Origin of the sequence: Mesorhizobium sp. CO1-1-11 (genome assembly GCF_020164995.1) — a bacterium.
Lineage (GTDB): Bacteria > Pseudomonadota > Alphaproteobacteria > Rhizobiales > Rhizobiaceae > Mesorhizobium > Mesorhizobium australicum.
The window spans coordinates 1-13,486 of sequence record NZ_JAIUHE010000025.1 but is presented as its reverse complement, the minus strand read 5'-3'; the positions used below and the strand labels follow the sequence as shown (position 1 = coordinate 13,486).

Annotated in this window: 18 protein-coding genes; 6 read left to right on the top strand and 12 right to left on the bottom strand. The window is 62.7% G+C overall.

Annotated features, from left to right (window positions below):
• Positions 1-108: 108 nt before the first annotated feature.
• The 3 genes from rpoN to ptsN all read left to right on the top strand — a co-directional run bounded on the left by rpoN (position 109) and on the right by ptsN (position 3,003).
• Positions 109-1,632, top strand: a complete 1,524-nt coding sequence (gene rpoN / locus LB554_RS25055) for an RNA polymerase factor sigma-54 (RefSeq protein ID WP_224587481.1) — start codon at positions 109-111, stop codon at positions 1,630-1,632.
• 264 nt (positions 1,633-1,896) lie between these two features.
• Complete coding sequence (gene hpf, locus LB554_RS25050) at positions 1,897-2,481, top strand: ribosome hibernation-promoting factor, HPF/YfiA family (RefSeq protein WP_015315719.1); 585 nt, start codon at positions 1,897-1,899, stop codon at positions 2,479-2,481.
• 57 nt (positions 2,482-2,538) lie between these two features.
• Positions 2,539-3,003, top strand: coding sequence for a PTS IIA-like nitrogen regulatory protein PtsN (gene ptsN, locus LB554_RS25045; protein ID WP_015315720.1), 465 nt, complete (start codon positions 2,539-2,541; stop codon positions 3,001-3,003).
• 71 nt (positions 3,004-3,074) lie between these two features.
• On the opposite strand, the gene LB554_RS25040 is transcribed toward ptsN, so the two are convergent.
• Positions 3,075-3,332, bottom strand: a complete 258-nt coding sequence (locus LB554_RS25040; RefSeq protein ID WP_015315721.1) for a DUF1150 family protein — start codon at positions 3,330-3,332, stop codon at positions 3,075-3,077.
• A gap of 64 nt (positions 3,333-3,396) precedes the next feature.
• Positions 3,397-3,822 (bottom strand): Hsp20 family protein, encoded by a 426-nt coding sequence (locus tag LB554_RS25035; RefSeq protein ID WP_224587480.1) that lies wholly within the window; start codon positions 3,820-3,822, stop codon positions 3,397-3,399.
• Positions 3,823-4,157: 335 nt separating this feature from the next.
• Here LB554_RS25035 and LB554_RS25030 point away from each other — a divergent pair, with 335 nt between their 5' ends.
• On the top strand, positions 4,158-5,102 hold the full coding sequence (locus LB554_RS25030; protein ID WP_015315722.1) for a nucleoside hydrolase: 945 nt from the start codon (positions 4,158-4,160) through the stop codon (positions 5,100-5,102).
• A gap of 45 nt (positions 5,103-5,147) precedes the next feature.
• Here the strand turns inward: LB554_RS25030 and LB554_RS25025 are convergent, their stop codons facing one another.
• The 10 genes from LB554_RS25025 to LB554_RS24980 all read right to left on the bottom strand — a co-directional run bounded on the left by LB554_RS25025 (position 5,148) and on the right by LB554_RS24980 (position 12,378).
• Positions 5,148-5,555 carry a hypothetical protein gene (locus LB554_RS25025; RefSeq protein WP_224587479.1) on the bottom strand — a complete coding sequence of 136 codons (408 nt, stop codon included), beginning with the start codon at positions 5,553-5,555 and terminating at the stop codon, positions 5,148-5,150.
• Between the two features lie 48 nt (positions 5,556-5,603).
• Positions 5,604-6,218, bottom strand: coding sequence for a LysE family translocator (locus LB554_RS25020; protein ID WP_224587477.1), 615 nt, complete (start codon positions 6,216-6,218; stop codon positions 5,604-5,606).
• Positions 6,219-6,308: 90 nt separating this feature from the next.
• Entirely contained in the window at positions 6,309-7,754 is a 1,446-nt protein-coding gene (locus LB554_RS25015; protein WP_224587475.1) for an amidase, read from the bottom strand.
• 1 nt (position 7,755) lies between these two features.
• On the bottom strand, positions 7,756-8,661 hold the full coding sequence (locus LB554_RS25010) for a ribokinase (protein WP_224587474.1): 906 nt from the start codon (positions 8,659-8,661) through the stop codon (positions 7,756-7,758).
• An 86-nt stretch (positions 8,662-8,747) separates the two neighbouring features.
• The gene (locus LB554_RS25005) at positions 8,748-9,230 is read right to left on the bottom strand and encodes a hypothetical protein (RefSeq protein WP_140618859.1); all 483 of its coding nucleotides are present in this window, start codon (positions 9,228-9,230) and stop codon (positions 8,748-8,750) included.
• Positions 9,205-9,723 carry a hypothetical protein gene (locus LB554_RS25000; RefSeq protein WP_015315727.1) on the bottom strand — a complete coding sequence of 173 codons (519 nt, stop codon included), beginning with the start codon at positions 9,721-9,723 and terminating at the stop codon, positions 9,205-9,207. The genes LB554_RS25005 and LB554_RS25000 overlap by 26 nt, the downstream gene beginning before the upstream one ends.
• A complete protein-coding gene (locus LB554_RS24995) occupies positions 9,690-10,082 on the bottom strand; it encodes a hypothetical protein (RefSeq protein ID WP_224587472.1) in 393 nt (130 codons plus the stop codon). The genes LB554_RS25000 and LB554_RS24995 overlap by 34 nt, the downstream gene beginning before the upstream one ends.
• Before the next feature lie 20 nt (positions 10,083-10,102).
• Positions 10,103-10,573, bottom strand: a complete 471-nt coding sequence (locus LB554_RS24990) for a hypothetical protein (protein WP_015315729.1) — start codon at positions 10,571-10,573, stop codon at positions 10,103-10,105.
• A gap of 222 nt (positions 10,574-10,795) precedes the next feature.
• Complete coding sequence (locus LB554_RS24985; protein WP_140713225.1) at positions 10,796-11,674, bottom strand: methylated-DNA--[protein]-cysteine S-methyltransferase; 879 nt, start codon at positions 11,672-11,674, stop codon at positions 10,796-10,798.
• A 209-nt stretch (positions 11,675-11,883) separates the two neighbouring features.
• Positions 11,884-12,378, bottom strand: coding sequence for a DUF2244 domain-containing protein (locus LB554_RS24980; protein ID WP_224587470.1), 495 nt, complete (start codon positions 12,376-12,378; stop codon positions 11,884-11,886).
• A 22-nt stretch (positions 12,379-12,400) separates the two neighbouring features.
• Between LB554_RS24980 and nth the strand changes: the two genes are divergently transcribed.
• Both nth and LB554_RS29665 read left to right on the top strand, forming a co-directional pair.
• Positions 12,401-13,213 carry an endonuclease III gene (nth, locus tag LB554_RS24975; RefSeq protein WP_140661718.1) on the top strand — a complete coding sequence of 271 codons (813 nt, stop codon included), beginning with the start codon at positions 12,401-12,403 and terminating at the stop codon, positions 13,211-13,213.
• Positions 13,214-13,287: 74 nt separating this feature from the next.
• Complete coding sequence (locus LB554_RS29665; protein ID WP_140824007.1) at positions 13,288-13,392, top strand: YdeI/OmpD-associated family protein; 105 nt, start codon at positions 13,288-13,290, stop codon at positions 13,390-13,392.
• Positions 13,393-13,486: the final 94 nt, after the last annotated feature.

Here is a 13,486-nt window from a genome sequence, read left to right as displayed (position 1 = left end):
TGCTAGGCTTTGCCTTGACAAGCAAAAGCCGGGCCAGTTTCTATGGCCGGCCGTGAAATTGATTTCCGGAAGTTGGGGACGCGTAGAGGAGGCGTTTGAAACCGAACCATGGCATTGGCGGCCAAACTACAGCTCCGACAGTCGCAGTCGCTGGTGATGACGCCGCAGCTGATGCAGTCGATTCGGCTGCTGCAGTTCACCCATACCGAGTTAGAGCACTTCATCGACGAGGAGATCGAGCGCAACCCGCTTCTGGAGCGCGCCGAGCCGCAGGATGATGCCGCGAGCGACCAGGCGCAGAAGCTCGACGTAGAGCCGCAAGCGTCCGCCGATGGCGACTGGTTCGAGAACGAGGCGGGATGGAGTGCCGAGGCCATCTCGGAAAAGCTCGATACGTCGCTGGAAAACCTGTTTCCCGACGATCCCGGCACCAGCGAGCGGTTGGGCCCCGACCTGACGGCGCAATGGAAATCGGCTTCGGGCAGTGGAGGCTCCTCGTCCGAGGGGCTCGACGCCGGCGACATGGCTGCGAGCGGGATCACGCTGCGCGACCATGTCGGCGAGCAGGTCGCGCTCGCCTTCATCGATCCCGTCGCGCGGCTGATCGCCGGAGAACTTGCCGATGGGCTCGACGAGACCGGCTATGTCAGGGCCGATCTGGCGGAGATCGCCGCGCGGCTTGGCACCGACGAGGTGGCGGTGGGCGAGGTGCTGGCGGTGTGCCAGACCTTCGAGCCGGCCGGCCTGTTTGCCCGCGACCTCGCGGAATGCCTTTCGCTGCAGCTTGCCGTGCGTGACCGTCTCGATCCGGCCATGAAGGCCCTGGTCGCCAATCTCGAACTGCTGGCGCGCCGCGATTTCCAGACGCTGAAGCGGCTCTGCGGCGTCGATGAGGAGGATTTGCTGGACATGCTGGCCGAAATCCGGGCGCTCGACCCGCGGCCGGGCATGGCGTTTTCTGGCGGCGCCAGCGATGCGATCGTCGCCGATGTCGAGGTGCGGGCGGCCAATGACGGCAGCTGGACCGTCGAACTCAATGCCGAAACGCTGCCGCGCGTGCTCGTCGACCACATCTATTTCGCCCAGGTGTCGCCGCACGCGAAGAACCAGGCGGAAAAGGATTTCCTGGCCGAGTGCCTGCAGAACGCCAACTGGCTGACACGGAGCCTCGACCAGCGGGCCAAGACGATCCTCAAAGTGGCCTCGGAAATCGTGCGCCAGCAGGACGCCTTCCTGGTCCATGGCGTGCGCCAGCTGAAGCCACTCAACCTGCGCACGGTGGCAGACGCCATCGGCATGCACGAATCGACGGTCAGCCGGGTGACCGCCAACAAATACATGCTCACCCCGCGCGGCGTGTTCGAGCTGCGCTATTTCTTCACGGCCTCGATCGCGGCATCGGGTGGTGGCGATGCGCATTCCTCGGAAGCGGTGCGTGATCGCATCAAGCAAATGATCGACGAGGAGAAGCCCGTCGATGTGCTGTCGGACGATGCTATTGTCGACATGCTCAGGGAAAGCGGCGTCGATATCGCCCGGCGCACCGTCGCCAAGTACCGGGAAGGCATGAATATTCCCTCCTCGGTACAGCGCCGGCGCGAGAAACGGGCGCTCGCCAGCGCCGGCCGCTAGGCGTTCACGATTTCCACAGCTTTCAAGTTTCATTGACAAGCCACGGTGAAGTGGCTAGAAGCCCGCCCGCATGAGACGGGCTCGATGCCCGCTAGCGGATGGTCCGTCACGACAATGACCCGGGACGGTCAAGAAGGCGGCTTGTGATCAACCGGAAAGTTCGGATTTAAATCGGCGCGAGTGACGCCGCAAAGCTTGTGCGCACGGATCACGAGTATAAACTCGGGCCAGTTTGAAGCCTGAGCAAGGAAGGTCAGTTTTCAGATGAATCTGCGCATTTCGGGAAAGCACATGGATATCGGCGATGCGTTCCGTACACGCATCAACGATCGTGTCGGTGAAGCGATCGGCAAATATTTCGATCGTGGCTTCGCGGGGCATGTCACCGTCATCAAATCGGGCTCGCGCTATTCCGCGGATTGCATGATCCGGCTGGATTCCGGCGCCTCGCTGCAGGCCACCGGCGATGCCCAGGACCCGACACTCGCCTTCGAGGCCGCGGCCGATCGGCTGGAGACCCGGCTTCGGCGATACAAGCGCCGTCTGAAATCGCACAATTCAGGCAATGGCAATGGCGAGTTGACCGACATCGCTTACACGGTGATGGCACCGCTTGCCGATGACGATGAAGAAATCCCGGAGGATTTCGCACCGGCCATCGTCGCCGAATCGACCATGACGTTGAAGACCATGTCGGTGGCCTCGGCCGTCATCGAACTCGATACCAAGGACAGTCCCGTGCTTGTTTTCCGCAATGCCGGAACCGACCATCTCAACATCGTCTATCGCCGGCCCGACGGAAACATCGGCTGGATCGATCCGTCCACGACCAAAGTCGCACAGGGATAAAAGCCAGCCGCACGAGGGGTGGGGACTGGCGCGGCAGGCGAACAAGGATTTTCAAGCATGGATCTGAGCGATCTTATCAGCGTTCCGGCGATTTTGCCGGCGTTGAAGGCGAACTCCAAGAAGCAGCTACTGCAATTGCTGTCCGAGCGGGCAGCGACGATTTCGGGCATTCCGGAACGGGAGGTGTTCGACACCATCCTGCAGCGCGAGCGCCTGGGCTCGACCGGCGTCGGCAACGGCATCGCCATCCCGCACGGCAAGCTCGCCGGCGTGAAGCGCATCGCCGGCGTTTTCGCCCGGCTGGAGACGCCGGTCGATTTCGAATCACTGGATGACCAGCCGGTCGATCTGGTGTTCCTGCTGCTGGCGCCCGAAGGGGCGGGTGCCGATCATCTCAAGGCACTGTCGCGCATCGCGCGCGTGCTGCGCGACGCCGACACCGTGGCCAAGGTCAGGGGCACGCGCGACGCCGCGGCGATCCATGCGCTTTTGTCGGATACGCAGGCCTCGCACGCGGCCTGAAGCCATCTTTTTAAATATTGCACCAAGGGCCGCCATGAGCGGCCCTTTTCAGTTCAGCCAACCAATTGTCTTTAATGAATGGCGACGGTGGTCAGGTCGTTTTCCATGGCGCCGGCCAGCGCGCGGTCACGCGCGTCGGAAAGCAGGATCGGCTGGCCATTGGCTCCAAACAGGGCCCACAGCTCCATGCCGGGCGCGATTTCACCGATGTTGGGGAAGCGGCCGAGCAGTTCGTCGCTCGAGACCTTGCGCAGATAGGCGACAGAGCCTTCGCCGAGATGGGCGAATTCGCCGCTGGTCATGGTGATGGTTTCGTCAGTTCTGGTCATTTCAAGCCTCCTTGGCGCGAGGACGCCGCTCAAGGCCATCCCGCATGAGAGCCATCGGTAAAGATCAGTCTTTCACCGATATGTTTATTTTCCGTACCAGCCGTTCCGACTCCGGCCGATCAAGGTCGATCGACAAAAGGCCGTTCTTCAGCTCCGCCGCGATCACACGCATGCCGTCGGCCAGCACGAAGCAGCGCTGGAACTGGCGTGCGGCAATGCCGCGATGAAGGAATTCGCGCTCGGTATCGTCGGTCTGGCGACCGCGCACGACCAACTGGTTTTCCTCCGTTGTCACATCGAGATCGCTTTCGGCGAACCCGGCGACGGCGAGTGTAATGCGCAGCCTTTCGGCCTTGCCGTCGACACCGCTCAGGCGCTCGATGTTGTAGGGAGGGTAGCTGTCACCGGACTTCGCCAGACGCTCCAGGGTCTTTTCCATGGCGTCGAAACCCAGGAGAAGCGGGCTGGAGAAAGGCGTCATTCGGCTCATGTTACACTGTCCTCTCAAGAGCGACATAAACTGGAAAAACCCAAATGGCATTTTTCCCGATGGTCTTGATATGGTCCGCCCCGCGACCAAGTTCAAGCCACCAAAAGACCCGCCCAAGGAGACCATGTCGCGGACCTACGGAAATAGCCCAGGATCAGGTCGTGGACTCACAGGAATAATCGACATGGCGCTTGAATCGACGCGCGGATGCAAGGAGAAGCGCGCAGGCCGGAACCGTCCCCCGTCAAGCGGTTCAGCAGCTTTGCAGCCGGTTGGCGTCTTTCGGGCGCAGGACCGGCCCGGTGAGCTGATGGCCAGCCAAACAAGGAATTGAAATGCCCCAACCACGCAAGATCATCATCGACACCGATCCCGGCCAGGACGACGCCATCGCCATTCTGCTGGCGCTTGGCAGTCCTGAACTGGAGATCGCCGGCATATCGGCCGTCGCCGGCAACGTGCCGCTGAAGCTCACCGAAAAGAACGCCCGCAAGATCTGCGAACTGGCCGGCCGGCCCGAAATCAAGGTCTACGCCGGCGCCATCCGTCCGTTGGCGCGCGAACTGGTCACGGCCGAGGAGGTCCATGGCAAGACCGGCTTGAACGGACCGGATTTGCCCGAACCGACAATGAAGCTGCAGGACCAGTACGCCGTCGATTTCATCGTCGAGACGCTGATGAAGGAGGAGAGCGGCACCATCACGCTCTGCCCGCTCGGGCCGCTCACCAATGTTGCGCTGGCGCTGATCCGAGAGCCCCGGATTGCGCCGCGCATCAAGGAAATCGTGCTGATGGGCGGTGGCTTCTTCGAGGGCGGCAACGTCACGCCCACGGCCGAATTCAACATCTATGTCGATCCGCATGCCGCCGACGTCGTCTTCCGGTCCGGCATCCCGATCGTGATGATGCCGCTCGATGTCACCCACAAGGCGCTGACCACGTCCAAGCGCATCGAGGCGTTCCGCAAGCTCGGCACCAAGGTCGGCATCGCCGCCGCCGAGATGTTGGAATTCTTCGAGCGCTATGACGAAGGCAAATACGGCACGGATGGAGGGCCGCTGCACGACCCCTGCGTCATCGCCTATCTCCTGAAGCCCGACCTGTTCAAAGGCCGCCATTGCAACGTCACCGTGGAAACCGCCTCCGAACTGACCATGGGCATGACCGTGGTCGACTGGTGGGGGGTCACCTCCAGGGAAAAGAACGCCATGGTGATGCGCGACATCGACCACGATGGTTTCTTCGCGCTGCTGGTGGAGAGGCTGGGGCGGCTTAACTGACGTTTGGAAGCGCCGACAAGCGCGCGGTGTCACCGGCGCGCGTTGTCACCCATTGAGCAATCGGTAGGTGTCGACGCCGTGCTTGTGGTGTTGACGTTCAATAGGAACGAGCGAGCCAACAAGATGCGGTCGCTCGACGTCGTCGTCGATCGAAATCCGCGTGTTGTCGTCATCAAGGCGCACGTCGTAGGTGTAGTATAGATTGTGACCTACCATGGCATACGGGCTGACAGGTTTCACTCTGATGTATTCGACCACGGCCATTACGCGTTGAGTGGTGACGACCGGATTGGCCTGGAGCCCTACAATCGCAATGGATTTCATCAGCGCAAAGGCGCAAAAGAAAGCGGTGCCGACCACTGCGTCGCTGTACTCGTATTGCCAAATAAGCAAGCGATCCCGAAAGGAAACGTTTGATTTGCGCATAGTGAAGAGTTGTGCAGCAGCGTACAATTCTTCAATATGTCTCCGCAAAAATTTATGGAGAAGGCGCTTTCGCCGTTACTTTGCCTTCGAAAACGCCAGCCACACACCGCCGCCGACCATGAAGCTGCCGCTGATCCGCGACAGGAGCTTGATGCGGCTGGCCGACAGCATGCGCCCGGCGCGGCCGGCGGCGAGCGCATAGGTCGAGTCCGACATGGCGGCGAAGATCATGGCGGTCAGGCCCATGATGACGATCTGCAGTGGGTAGTTGCCGGCGGGAGAGATGAACTGCGGAAAGAAGGCGCCGAAGAAGATCAGCGTCTTTGGATTGCTCAGCGCCACGGCCAAGCCCTGCAGGAAGAAGCCGCCGCGTGGTTTGCGGGCGGTTCCGTCGGCGTTCAGCGTGCCCTTCGAGCGGAACATCTGCACGCCCATCCAGATCAGGTAGGCCGCGCCGATCAGCCTGACCCACTCGAACCAGTGGCCCATGCCCGAAATCAGCGTGTTGAGGCCGATGCCGACGATGGCGATCATGACTGCAAGGCCGGCTTGCGTGCCGACGACGTTGGCGAGGCCGGCGCGGGAGCCGTGGCGGATGCTGTTGGCGATGATCAGGGTCACCGTCGGCCCAGGCACCAGGATGATCACGATGCAGGCAAGAACATAGGCGGCGTAGAGTTCCAGCGACATGATTTTCCTCGCAATGCCGCCATCGCGGCCTAGCATGCAACAATCAATGCATGACGGCGAGGACGACGCAAGCCGGCGCGCCGGTCTGGCTCAGGCTCCGGCGGGCCAGGGCAGCGTCGTCTCATAGGCAGCCGCAGCCTTCAGCACGGCGAGGTCGCCGCGTGGCCTGCCGACCAGCTGCATGCCCATCGGCCGGCCCCTGTCGTCGAAGCCGACGGGAACATTGACCGCCGGGCAACCGCCCAGGGTGGCGAAGGCCGAAACCTGCATCCAGCGATGATAGCTGTCCATTGCCCGCCCCCCGACTTCGCGCGGCCAATGGGTGCCGACATCGAACGGAAAGACCTGCGCGGTCGGCAGCGCGATGAGGTCGAAGCGGTCGAAGATCGACAGCAGCGTGCGGTACCAGGAGGTTCGGACGACCGAGGCCGCGCGTATCTGCGGCGCCGTCAGCCGCATCGCGTTTTCCACTTCCCATACGGCTTCCGGCTTCAGCAGGCCACGCCTGGCGGGGTCGTCATAGTGTACTTTCAGGGCGCAGCCGCTGCTGGCCTGGCGCAGCGTCACGAAGGCCTGCCAGAGTGCCTCGAAATCGAAATCCGGTCGCAAGGGCTCGGTCAGGAAAGATACATCCGTGAACCGTGCGAGTGCTGCCTCGCATAAGTCGAGGATGCCGGGCTCGATCGGCAGATGGCCGCCGAGATCGCCGAGCCAGGCGATACGGCCACCGGTCGCCGCCGTCGCCAGGCCTTCGAGGAAGGAGCCTTGCTTCTCATAGGAGAGAGGCGCCTGCGGATGGTAGCCGGCCTGCACGTCGAGCAAGAGCGCCATGTCGGCGACGTTGCGGCCCATCGGCCCCTCGACGCCCATCTGCGCGTGGAAGACCTCGAAGTCGGGACCGCTGGGCACGAGCCCCTGTGACGGCCGGAAACCGTAGACATTGTTCCAGGCCGCCGGGTTGCGCAGCGAGCCGCCGAAGTCGCTGCCATCGGCGACGGGCACCATGTCGAGTGCCAGCGCCACCGCCGCTCCGCCGCTCGAGCCGCCGGCGGTCAGCGCCGGATCGAAAGCGTTCAGCGTCGGCCCGAAAACATTGTTGTAGGTGTTGGAGCCGAGCCCGAATTCCGGAACGTTGGTCTTGCCGATGATGATGGCGCCGGCGTCGCGGATGCGTTCGACGAAGAAATCGTCTTCCCGCGGCACGAAATCGGCGAAGATCGGCGAGCCGAACGAGGTCCTGAGGCCGGTGGTCGAGGCAAGGTCCTTGATGGCGATGGGTAGGCCAAAGAGCGCGCCGGTGCCATCGGTCCGGCTGATATCGGCGGCATCGGCCTCGCGCAGTATGTCGGCACGGTCGCGCAACGAGACGATGGCGTTGACCAGCGGGTTGACCGCATCGATGCGATCGAGGAACGCCGTCACCACCTCGCGCACGGAGAGCTTCTTTCGGCGGATCGCGTCTGCAAGTTCGACAGCCGACAGGCGGCAGATGTCGCCGGCCGCCGGTACGGCATGCTTCGTGCGGGGACGCATCACTTCAACCGGCCTCTTGCAGCGCCTGGTCGACATCCTTGGCCAGTGGGATCGCCGGTTGGGCGCCGGGCTTAAGGCAAGCCAGCGAGCCGGCGGCGCCGGCACGCGCCAATGCCTGTTCGAGCGTGAGGCCCGACGACAGGCCGGCGGCGAAATAGCCGCAGAAAGTGTCGCCGGCCCCGACCGTGTCGACCGGCGTGATCTGCAAAGCAGGGACACTCAGGAATTCGCTTGGCGTTGCCGCCATCACGCCGTCGCCACCGAGCGTGACGACGATGATGCGTCCAGTCTTGCTGGCATAGTCGCGCATGCGCGCTGCACGATCGCGGCCTTTCAGGGCAAGGGCTTCGCCATAGAGGTCGAATTCGGTTTCGTTCGCGACCGCATAGTCGGCCTTGCCGAGGAAGGCGGCTGCCCCGCCATGGAAAGGGGCCGTGTTGAGGACAGTGATCGCGCCGGCCGCCCTTGCCTGGTCGAGGGCCGCATCGACCGTCGCGAGCGGAATTTCGTGCTGCAGCAGCACGACGTCGCCCTTTGTCAGAAAAGCCTTGGAGAGGTCGCCGGGCACCACGGAAGCGTTGGCGCCGGGCACCACGGCGATAATGTTTTCGCCGTCATCGCCGACCATGATCAGCGCCGTGCCGGTCGAGGCAAAGGTCTCTCCCACGCCCGACAGGTCGACCTTGGCCTCGCGCAGCAAAGCCAGTGCCTCGGGGGCGAAATTGTCCTTGCCAACGGCGCCGACCATGCGCACCTGAGCGCCGGCACGCGCGGCGGCGAGTGCCTGGTTGGCGCCCTTGCCGCCGGGGGCCGTCGTGAAGCTGGAACCGCTCACCGTCTCACCGGGGCTCGGCAAGCGGTCGACATTAGCGATAAGGTCGAGGTTGATCGAACCGACTACGATAATCAAGAAATGCCTCCTGCTGATGCGCGGAAGCTATCCTGCCAAGCCGTTCGATGCCAGACCACGCGAATGGTCCAGCGTGATTTGCCGCGTCATTCACAAAGCACAGTGACGATGCCCTGATAGTTGCCGGCGGGAAAGATACCGCTCGACTTGGTGGCGGTGAGGTCGATCTGCATGGCGTGGGTGCCATTGGCGACCCTTTGCGGCACGCCCCCATTGTTGTCGACCCCCGAGCCATCGAGGCGGAAGACCGAGGCGAAGGTCACGTTGGTGCCGCCGCCGCTCGGCGCGGAAGAGAATGCGGCAGGCGCCGGCGCTGAAACCGAATAGCAGTCCAGCAAATTGAGCAGCGAGCACAGCAGGGAACTTGCCACCACGGTGGCGCTGGCGCTTGATCCGCCTGCCTGCTTGGAGCCCAGTATGCCGATGGCCGGATTTGCGGTCATCGTGCCCGATGCCCCGACCATGATGGTGCAGGTGCCGATGATCGCGGCCTGCGCCGGAAGGCAGCAGCCGGCGAGCGCGGCCATCGCGAGCAGCGCGCGGCTATTTCTTCTTCTTTTTCTTGCCATCGCCGCTTCCGGTTCTGATGCTCCAGCCTTCGTTGGCCCATCCGGGTGACGCGGCCACGGGCGTAGGTGCGCTGGCGGCCACGCTCGCGGTCGGCCCGTCACCGCCCAGGCCCATCTTGAGGAGCTTCAGCTCCAGCTGCAGGCGCTCGACCTCAAGCTCGTAGAGGCGGCTGCAATCGACGCGCTTCGGCGTACGCCCGATCGGAATCACCACGCGGCCGTAGGTGGCGACGTCGTTGTTCGCCTGATTGTTGCCTCTGATGACGCCCAGGTCGAGATAGGCACCGGTGCCCGATACGGCGGAGCGGCAGGTGGTTCCGTCGGAAGCGTGGACCTCATCCTGCCCTTGCGGCAAGGTCACGCCGGGCAGGTTGAAGCCGCTCTCATTCTGATTGAGGTTGTAGACATCCTCGGCCAGAACCGGCGAGATCCCTGCCCAGGTTGCCGCAAACGCGACTGTCAGGACTTGCGGTGCCCAAAAAACTTTCCGCATATCTGTGCCCTTATCTGCGTCTGTTGATTGGGAAAGGGGATGCTCTCGGTACAGATACGCACTTTACGCTCGGCAGCGCCGCCGAAGGGCACGACCACAAGGACAGGACGGGAAGCCTGCGAGCCCAGTTGGAAAACGCTCGGAGAGATCTTGGCATCCACTGGCTGAAAATTCTGATCGTAGACGTGGATTTCGACCTTGATCTTCTGGCCGTAGGGATTGGCGGGAAACACGCGGACCGCGAAGGCGTCGGTGAAACTGTTGACCTCACCCCGCATCGGCGACATCGACTGGGCGTTGGCGGCAATGGCCGGCAGGCCGACGGCCAGCGCCGCCGCCAGGATTCGTGCATGTTTCAAGGATCCCTCCTTCGCGACGGCTATTCGCAGCGCAGTGTTACCGTTGCCTGATAGTTTCCGGTGGCGAAGCGGTTGCTGCCGCCCTTGGTGCCAGCGAGATGGACCGAGACAAGGTCGGCGCCGGGGACAGCGAGGGCGGTGGCGGCCCCCGTTTCAGCGGTCGTGTGGGCGCCGCTGGCCGAATAGGTCGGTGTCCAGGTGGTGGCGGTGCTGTCGGCGGCGGGCACGGTGGTGAGGGTCACCGGATCGACGCTAAGTGAAACACCTCCGGTGGTGGTGAGCGTGACTGTTCCAGCCGAACCGCCGCTGTTGTGGGAGCTCAGCGACTGAAGGTCGGCGCTCACCGTCATGGTGCCGTTGGTGCCGACGACAAGCGTACAGGTCGCGGTGACCGTGCCATTGAAGATGACATTCTGCGTTGTGGCCATCGCCGCGTGGTCCAGGCACGTGACCAGCAAGGCTGCACCAAACACGGTGCGGAACAACTTCATCGAGATTCTCCTATTAAGTCGGATCGCCCGAATTAATATGGGTCATCATCGCTTTATCGTGGTTAATTTAGCGTAAACTTAAATAAGATATCGAAATAACGCTCGTGAAGAAACCGGCGGTTGTCCACGGTTGTATCCAGAAGTTCCAAAATCAAGCGCAATAATACTGCGTATTTCCAAATACTCATATATTTTCTGTGGCAGAAAGCAAAAATCGACATTTCACGACGAAATCTGCCCTGCCTCCCAGCCGAGGATGGCGCGCTTGCGGGTCAGGCCCCAGTGATAGCCGGTGAGATCGCCTGATTTGCCGATGGCGCGGTGGCAAGGCACCACGAAGGAGAGCGGGTTGGCGCCGTTGGCGGCGCCGACCGCGCGGCTGGCGCTCGGCGCACCGATGCTGGCCGCGATCGAGGAATAGGTACGGGCCTTGCCCATCGGAATCTGGAGCAGCGCCTCCCAGACGCGGACCTGGAAGTCGGTCCCGATCATGACGACATGAAGCGGCTGATCGGCGCGCCACAGCGTCGGCTCAAAGATGCGCGCGGCATAGGGCCCCGTCGCTTCCCTGTCCTCGATATAGAGCGCGTTCGGCCAGCGGCCTGACATATCGGCAAAAGCGGTGCGTTCCTCGCCTGCGTCGCAGAAGGCGAGGCCGGCAAGCCCGCGGTCGGTGGCCATGATCAGAGCAGTGCCGAACGGGGAGGTGTGATAGCCGTAGCGGATGGTGAGGCCGGCGCCGCGCGTCTTGTAGTCGCCCGGTGACATCGCCTCATGGGTGACGAACAGGTCGTGCAGCCGGCCGGGGCCGGACATGCCCAGTTCGAAGGAGGTTTCGAGCAGAGGCATGCCGGAATCAAGCAGCCTGCGCGCATGATCCAGCGTCACCGCCTGCAGGAAAGCCTTGGGCGACAGGCCGGCCCAGCGGGTGAAGAGTTTTTGCAAGCCGGTCGGCGTCTCGCCGACCTCCTCGGCCAGTTCTTCCAGCGATGGCTGGTCGCGATAGTCGAGACTGATCTTTTCGATGGCGCGGCGTACGATTTCGTAGTCGCTGCCCTCAGGCGTGATGTCCTTCTTGAGGACTGCCGTGTGTGTGCTCATGGACTGTCTCCTTGGGCTGGAATATCGCCCCTCGGGGCGCCGATCGCCACCCGAAACCTGCCTTCTTGCAGCACTTGCCCAGATAGACTCGGGATTCGAGCCAGGGAGCCGCTGATGGCTGGCGAAAAAGTCCATCTGACAGGGGCAAAAGAGACCTTGCTCATGACACTCTACGGCAAGGCTTTCCCGGAAATTTCCTGGAATTGCTTTTAGCGCGCCTTGGCGGTCGCCAGCGCGCGCGAGAAGGCGGTGGCGAAGCTCTCGCGCGAATCGGGGTCGAGGAAGCCGCCGATCGGCACGTTCTGGCCTTGTGCTTCCACGGTCATTTTGGTGATGCCGATCTCGGCGTGCCGGGCGATCGAAAACCGTACCCAGAACGGATTGAAGCGATGCGCTTCCGACTTTCCCGAGGGGCCCGTCTTGCGAATGTCGAGGCTGGTGCGCGAGACCGACACTTCCTCGCGGGCGCGTGCAGCCCGGTAATTGACGCGGAAGGCGATGTAGACGGCCACCACGTCGAGGCCGAAGAAGCCGAACACCGGCCAGGCACCGCGCGACAGGAAAAACGCACCCGTCACCAGCCAGCCGAGCATCAGTGCGCCCATCAGGATCAGGAAGCCCGTCCTGCCCAGCGACCGGTGCGGGGTCAGCAATGCATGAAAGAAGGGCTCGTCAGCCTGAAACGAGGCGTTTGTGTCACTCATGACACACTATTATAGGAGGGAAATGGCGCGTCCCAAGTCCAATGAGTCTTCCATGCCCGAAAAAGAGCTGCCGGCCGGACGCCGTGATGGCTCCAATGCCAAGCCGCGCCCTCGGCCGGCGCGGCGCTCGTCCCGCTACAGCCCGGCTGAAGTGCATGAGATTTTCCGGCGTTTTTCGGTGCAGCGGCCGGAGCCGAGGGGCGAACTCGAACACGTCAATGCCTTCACACTGCTGGTGGCGGTGGTGCTTTCGGCGCAAGCGACCGATGCCGGTGTCAACAAGGCAACGCGGGCTCTGTTCAAGGTTGCGGACACGCCGCAAAAGATGCTGGCGCTCGGTGAAACCAAGGTCGGCGACCATATCAGGACCATCGGTCTCTGGCGCAACAAGGCCAAGAACGTCATCGCCCTATCGCAGGCGCTGATCCGCGACCATGGCGGCGAGGTGCCGGATGACCGCGATGAACTGGTCAAGTTGCCCGGTGTCGGGCGCAAGACCGCCAATGTCGTGCTCAACATGGCCTTCGGCCAGCATACGATGGCGGTCGACACGCATATCTTGCGCATCGGCAACCGGCTTGGCCTGGCGCCCGGCAAGACGCCGGAACAGGTAGAGCAGGGGTTATTGAAGATCATCCCGGACGAATATATGCGCCATGCGCATCACTGGCTGATCCTGCACGGACGCTATGTCTGCAAGGCGCGCAAGCCGGATTGCCCGGCCTGCGTCATCGCCGATATTTGCAAGGCAGAGGTGAAGACGACCAGCATTCCGGCGCCCCTGGTGCCGATCGCCCCGCTTGAAACTGTCGCCGCCGAAGATCAGGCGCCGTAGCCGCGCGCCATCGCCGCCGCGAACACCGGGATCAGGCTCGGCCGGACTATCAGAAGAACGACTATCTCGGCTGGATCGGCCGCGCCAAGCACCCGGATACCAGGCGAAAGCGGCTCGACCAGATGCTGGATGAATTGCAGCGTGGTGGTGTCTACATGAATATGGTTTGGCACGGCTGAAGTTCTGCTTCGATTACTAGGCCGTGAACTCATAAGCCGCGGTTTACCGGCTTCGGGATGAGATGTGGTCGATCACGCCACTTCCTTGGACATA

Bases quoted from the DNA above. Each gene is read 5' to 3' on its own strand.
- rpoN (WP_224587481.1), top strand. From the start codon at position 109: ATGGCATTGGCGGCCAAACTACAGCTCCGACAGTCGCAGTCGCTGGTG.
- hpf (WP_015315719.1), top strand. From the start codon at position 1,897: ATGAATCTGCGCATTTCGGGAAAGCACATGGATATCGGCGATGCGTTC.
- ptsN (WP_015315720.1), top strand. From the start codon at position 2,539: ATGGATCTGAGCGATCTTATCAGCGTTCCGGCGATTTTGCCGGCGTTG.
- LB554_RS25040 (WP_015315721.1), bottom strand. From the start codon at position 3,332: ATGACCAGAACTGACGAAACCATCACCATGACCAGCGGCGAATTCGCC.
- LB554_RS25035 (WP_224587480.1), bottom strand. From the start codon at position 3,822: ATGAGCCGAATGACGCCTTTCTCCAGCCCGCTTCTCCTGGGTTTCGAC.
- LB554_RS25030 (WP_015315722.1), top strand. From the start codon at position 4,158: ATGCCCCAACCACGCAAGATCATCATCGACACCGATCCCGGCCAGGAC.
- LB554_RS25020 (WP_224587477.1), bottom strand. From the start codon at position 6,218: ATGTCGCTGGAACTCTACGCCGCCTATGTTCTTGCCTGCATCGTGATC.
- LB554_RS25005 (WP_140618859.1), bottom strand. From the start codon at position 9,230: ATGGCAAGAAAAAGAAGAAGAAATAGCCGCGCGCTGCTCGCGATGGCC.
- LB554_RS25000 (WP_015315727.1), bottom strand. From the start codon at position 9,723: ATGCGGAAAGTTTTTTGGGCACCGCAAGTCCTGACAGTCGCGTTTGCG.
- LB554_RS24990 (WP_015315729.1), bottom strand. From the start codon at position 10,573: ATGAAGTTGTTCCGCACCGTGTTTGGTGCAGCCTTGCTGGTCACGTGC.
- LB554_RS24985 (WP_140713225.1), bottom strand. From the start codon at position 11,674: ATGAGCACACACACGGCAGTCCTCAAGAAGGACATCACGCCTGAGGGC.
- LB554_RS24980 (WP_224587470.1), bottom strand. From the start codon at position 12,378: ATGAGTGACACAAACGCCTCGTTTCAGGCTGACGAGCCCTTCTTTCAT.
- nth (WP_140661718.1), top strand. From the start codon at position 12,401: ATGGCGCGTCCCAAGTCCAATGAGTCTTCCATGCCCGAAAAAGAGCTG.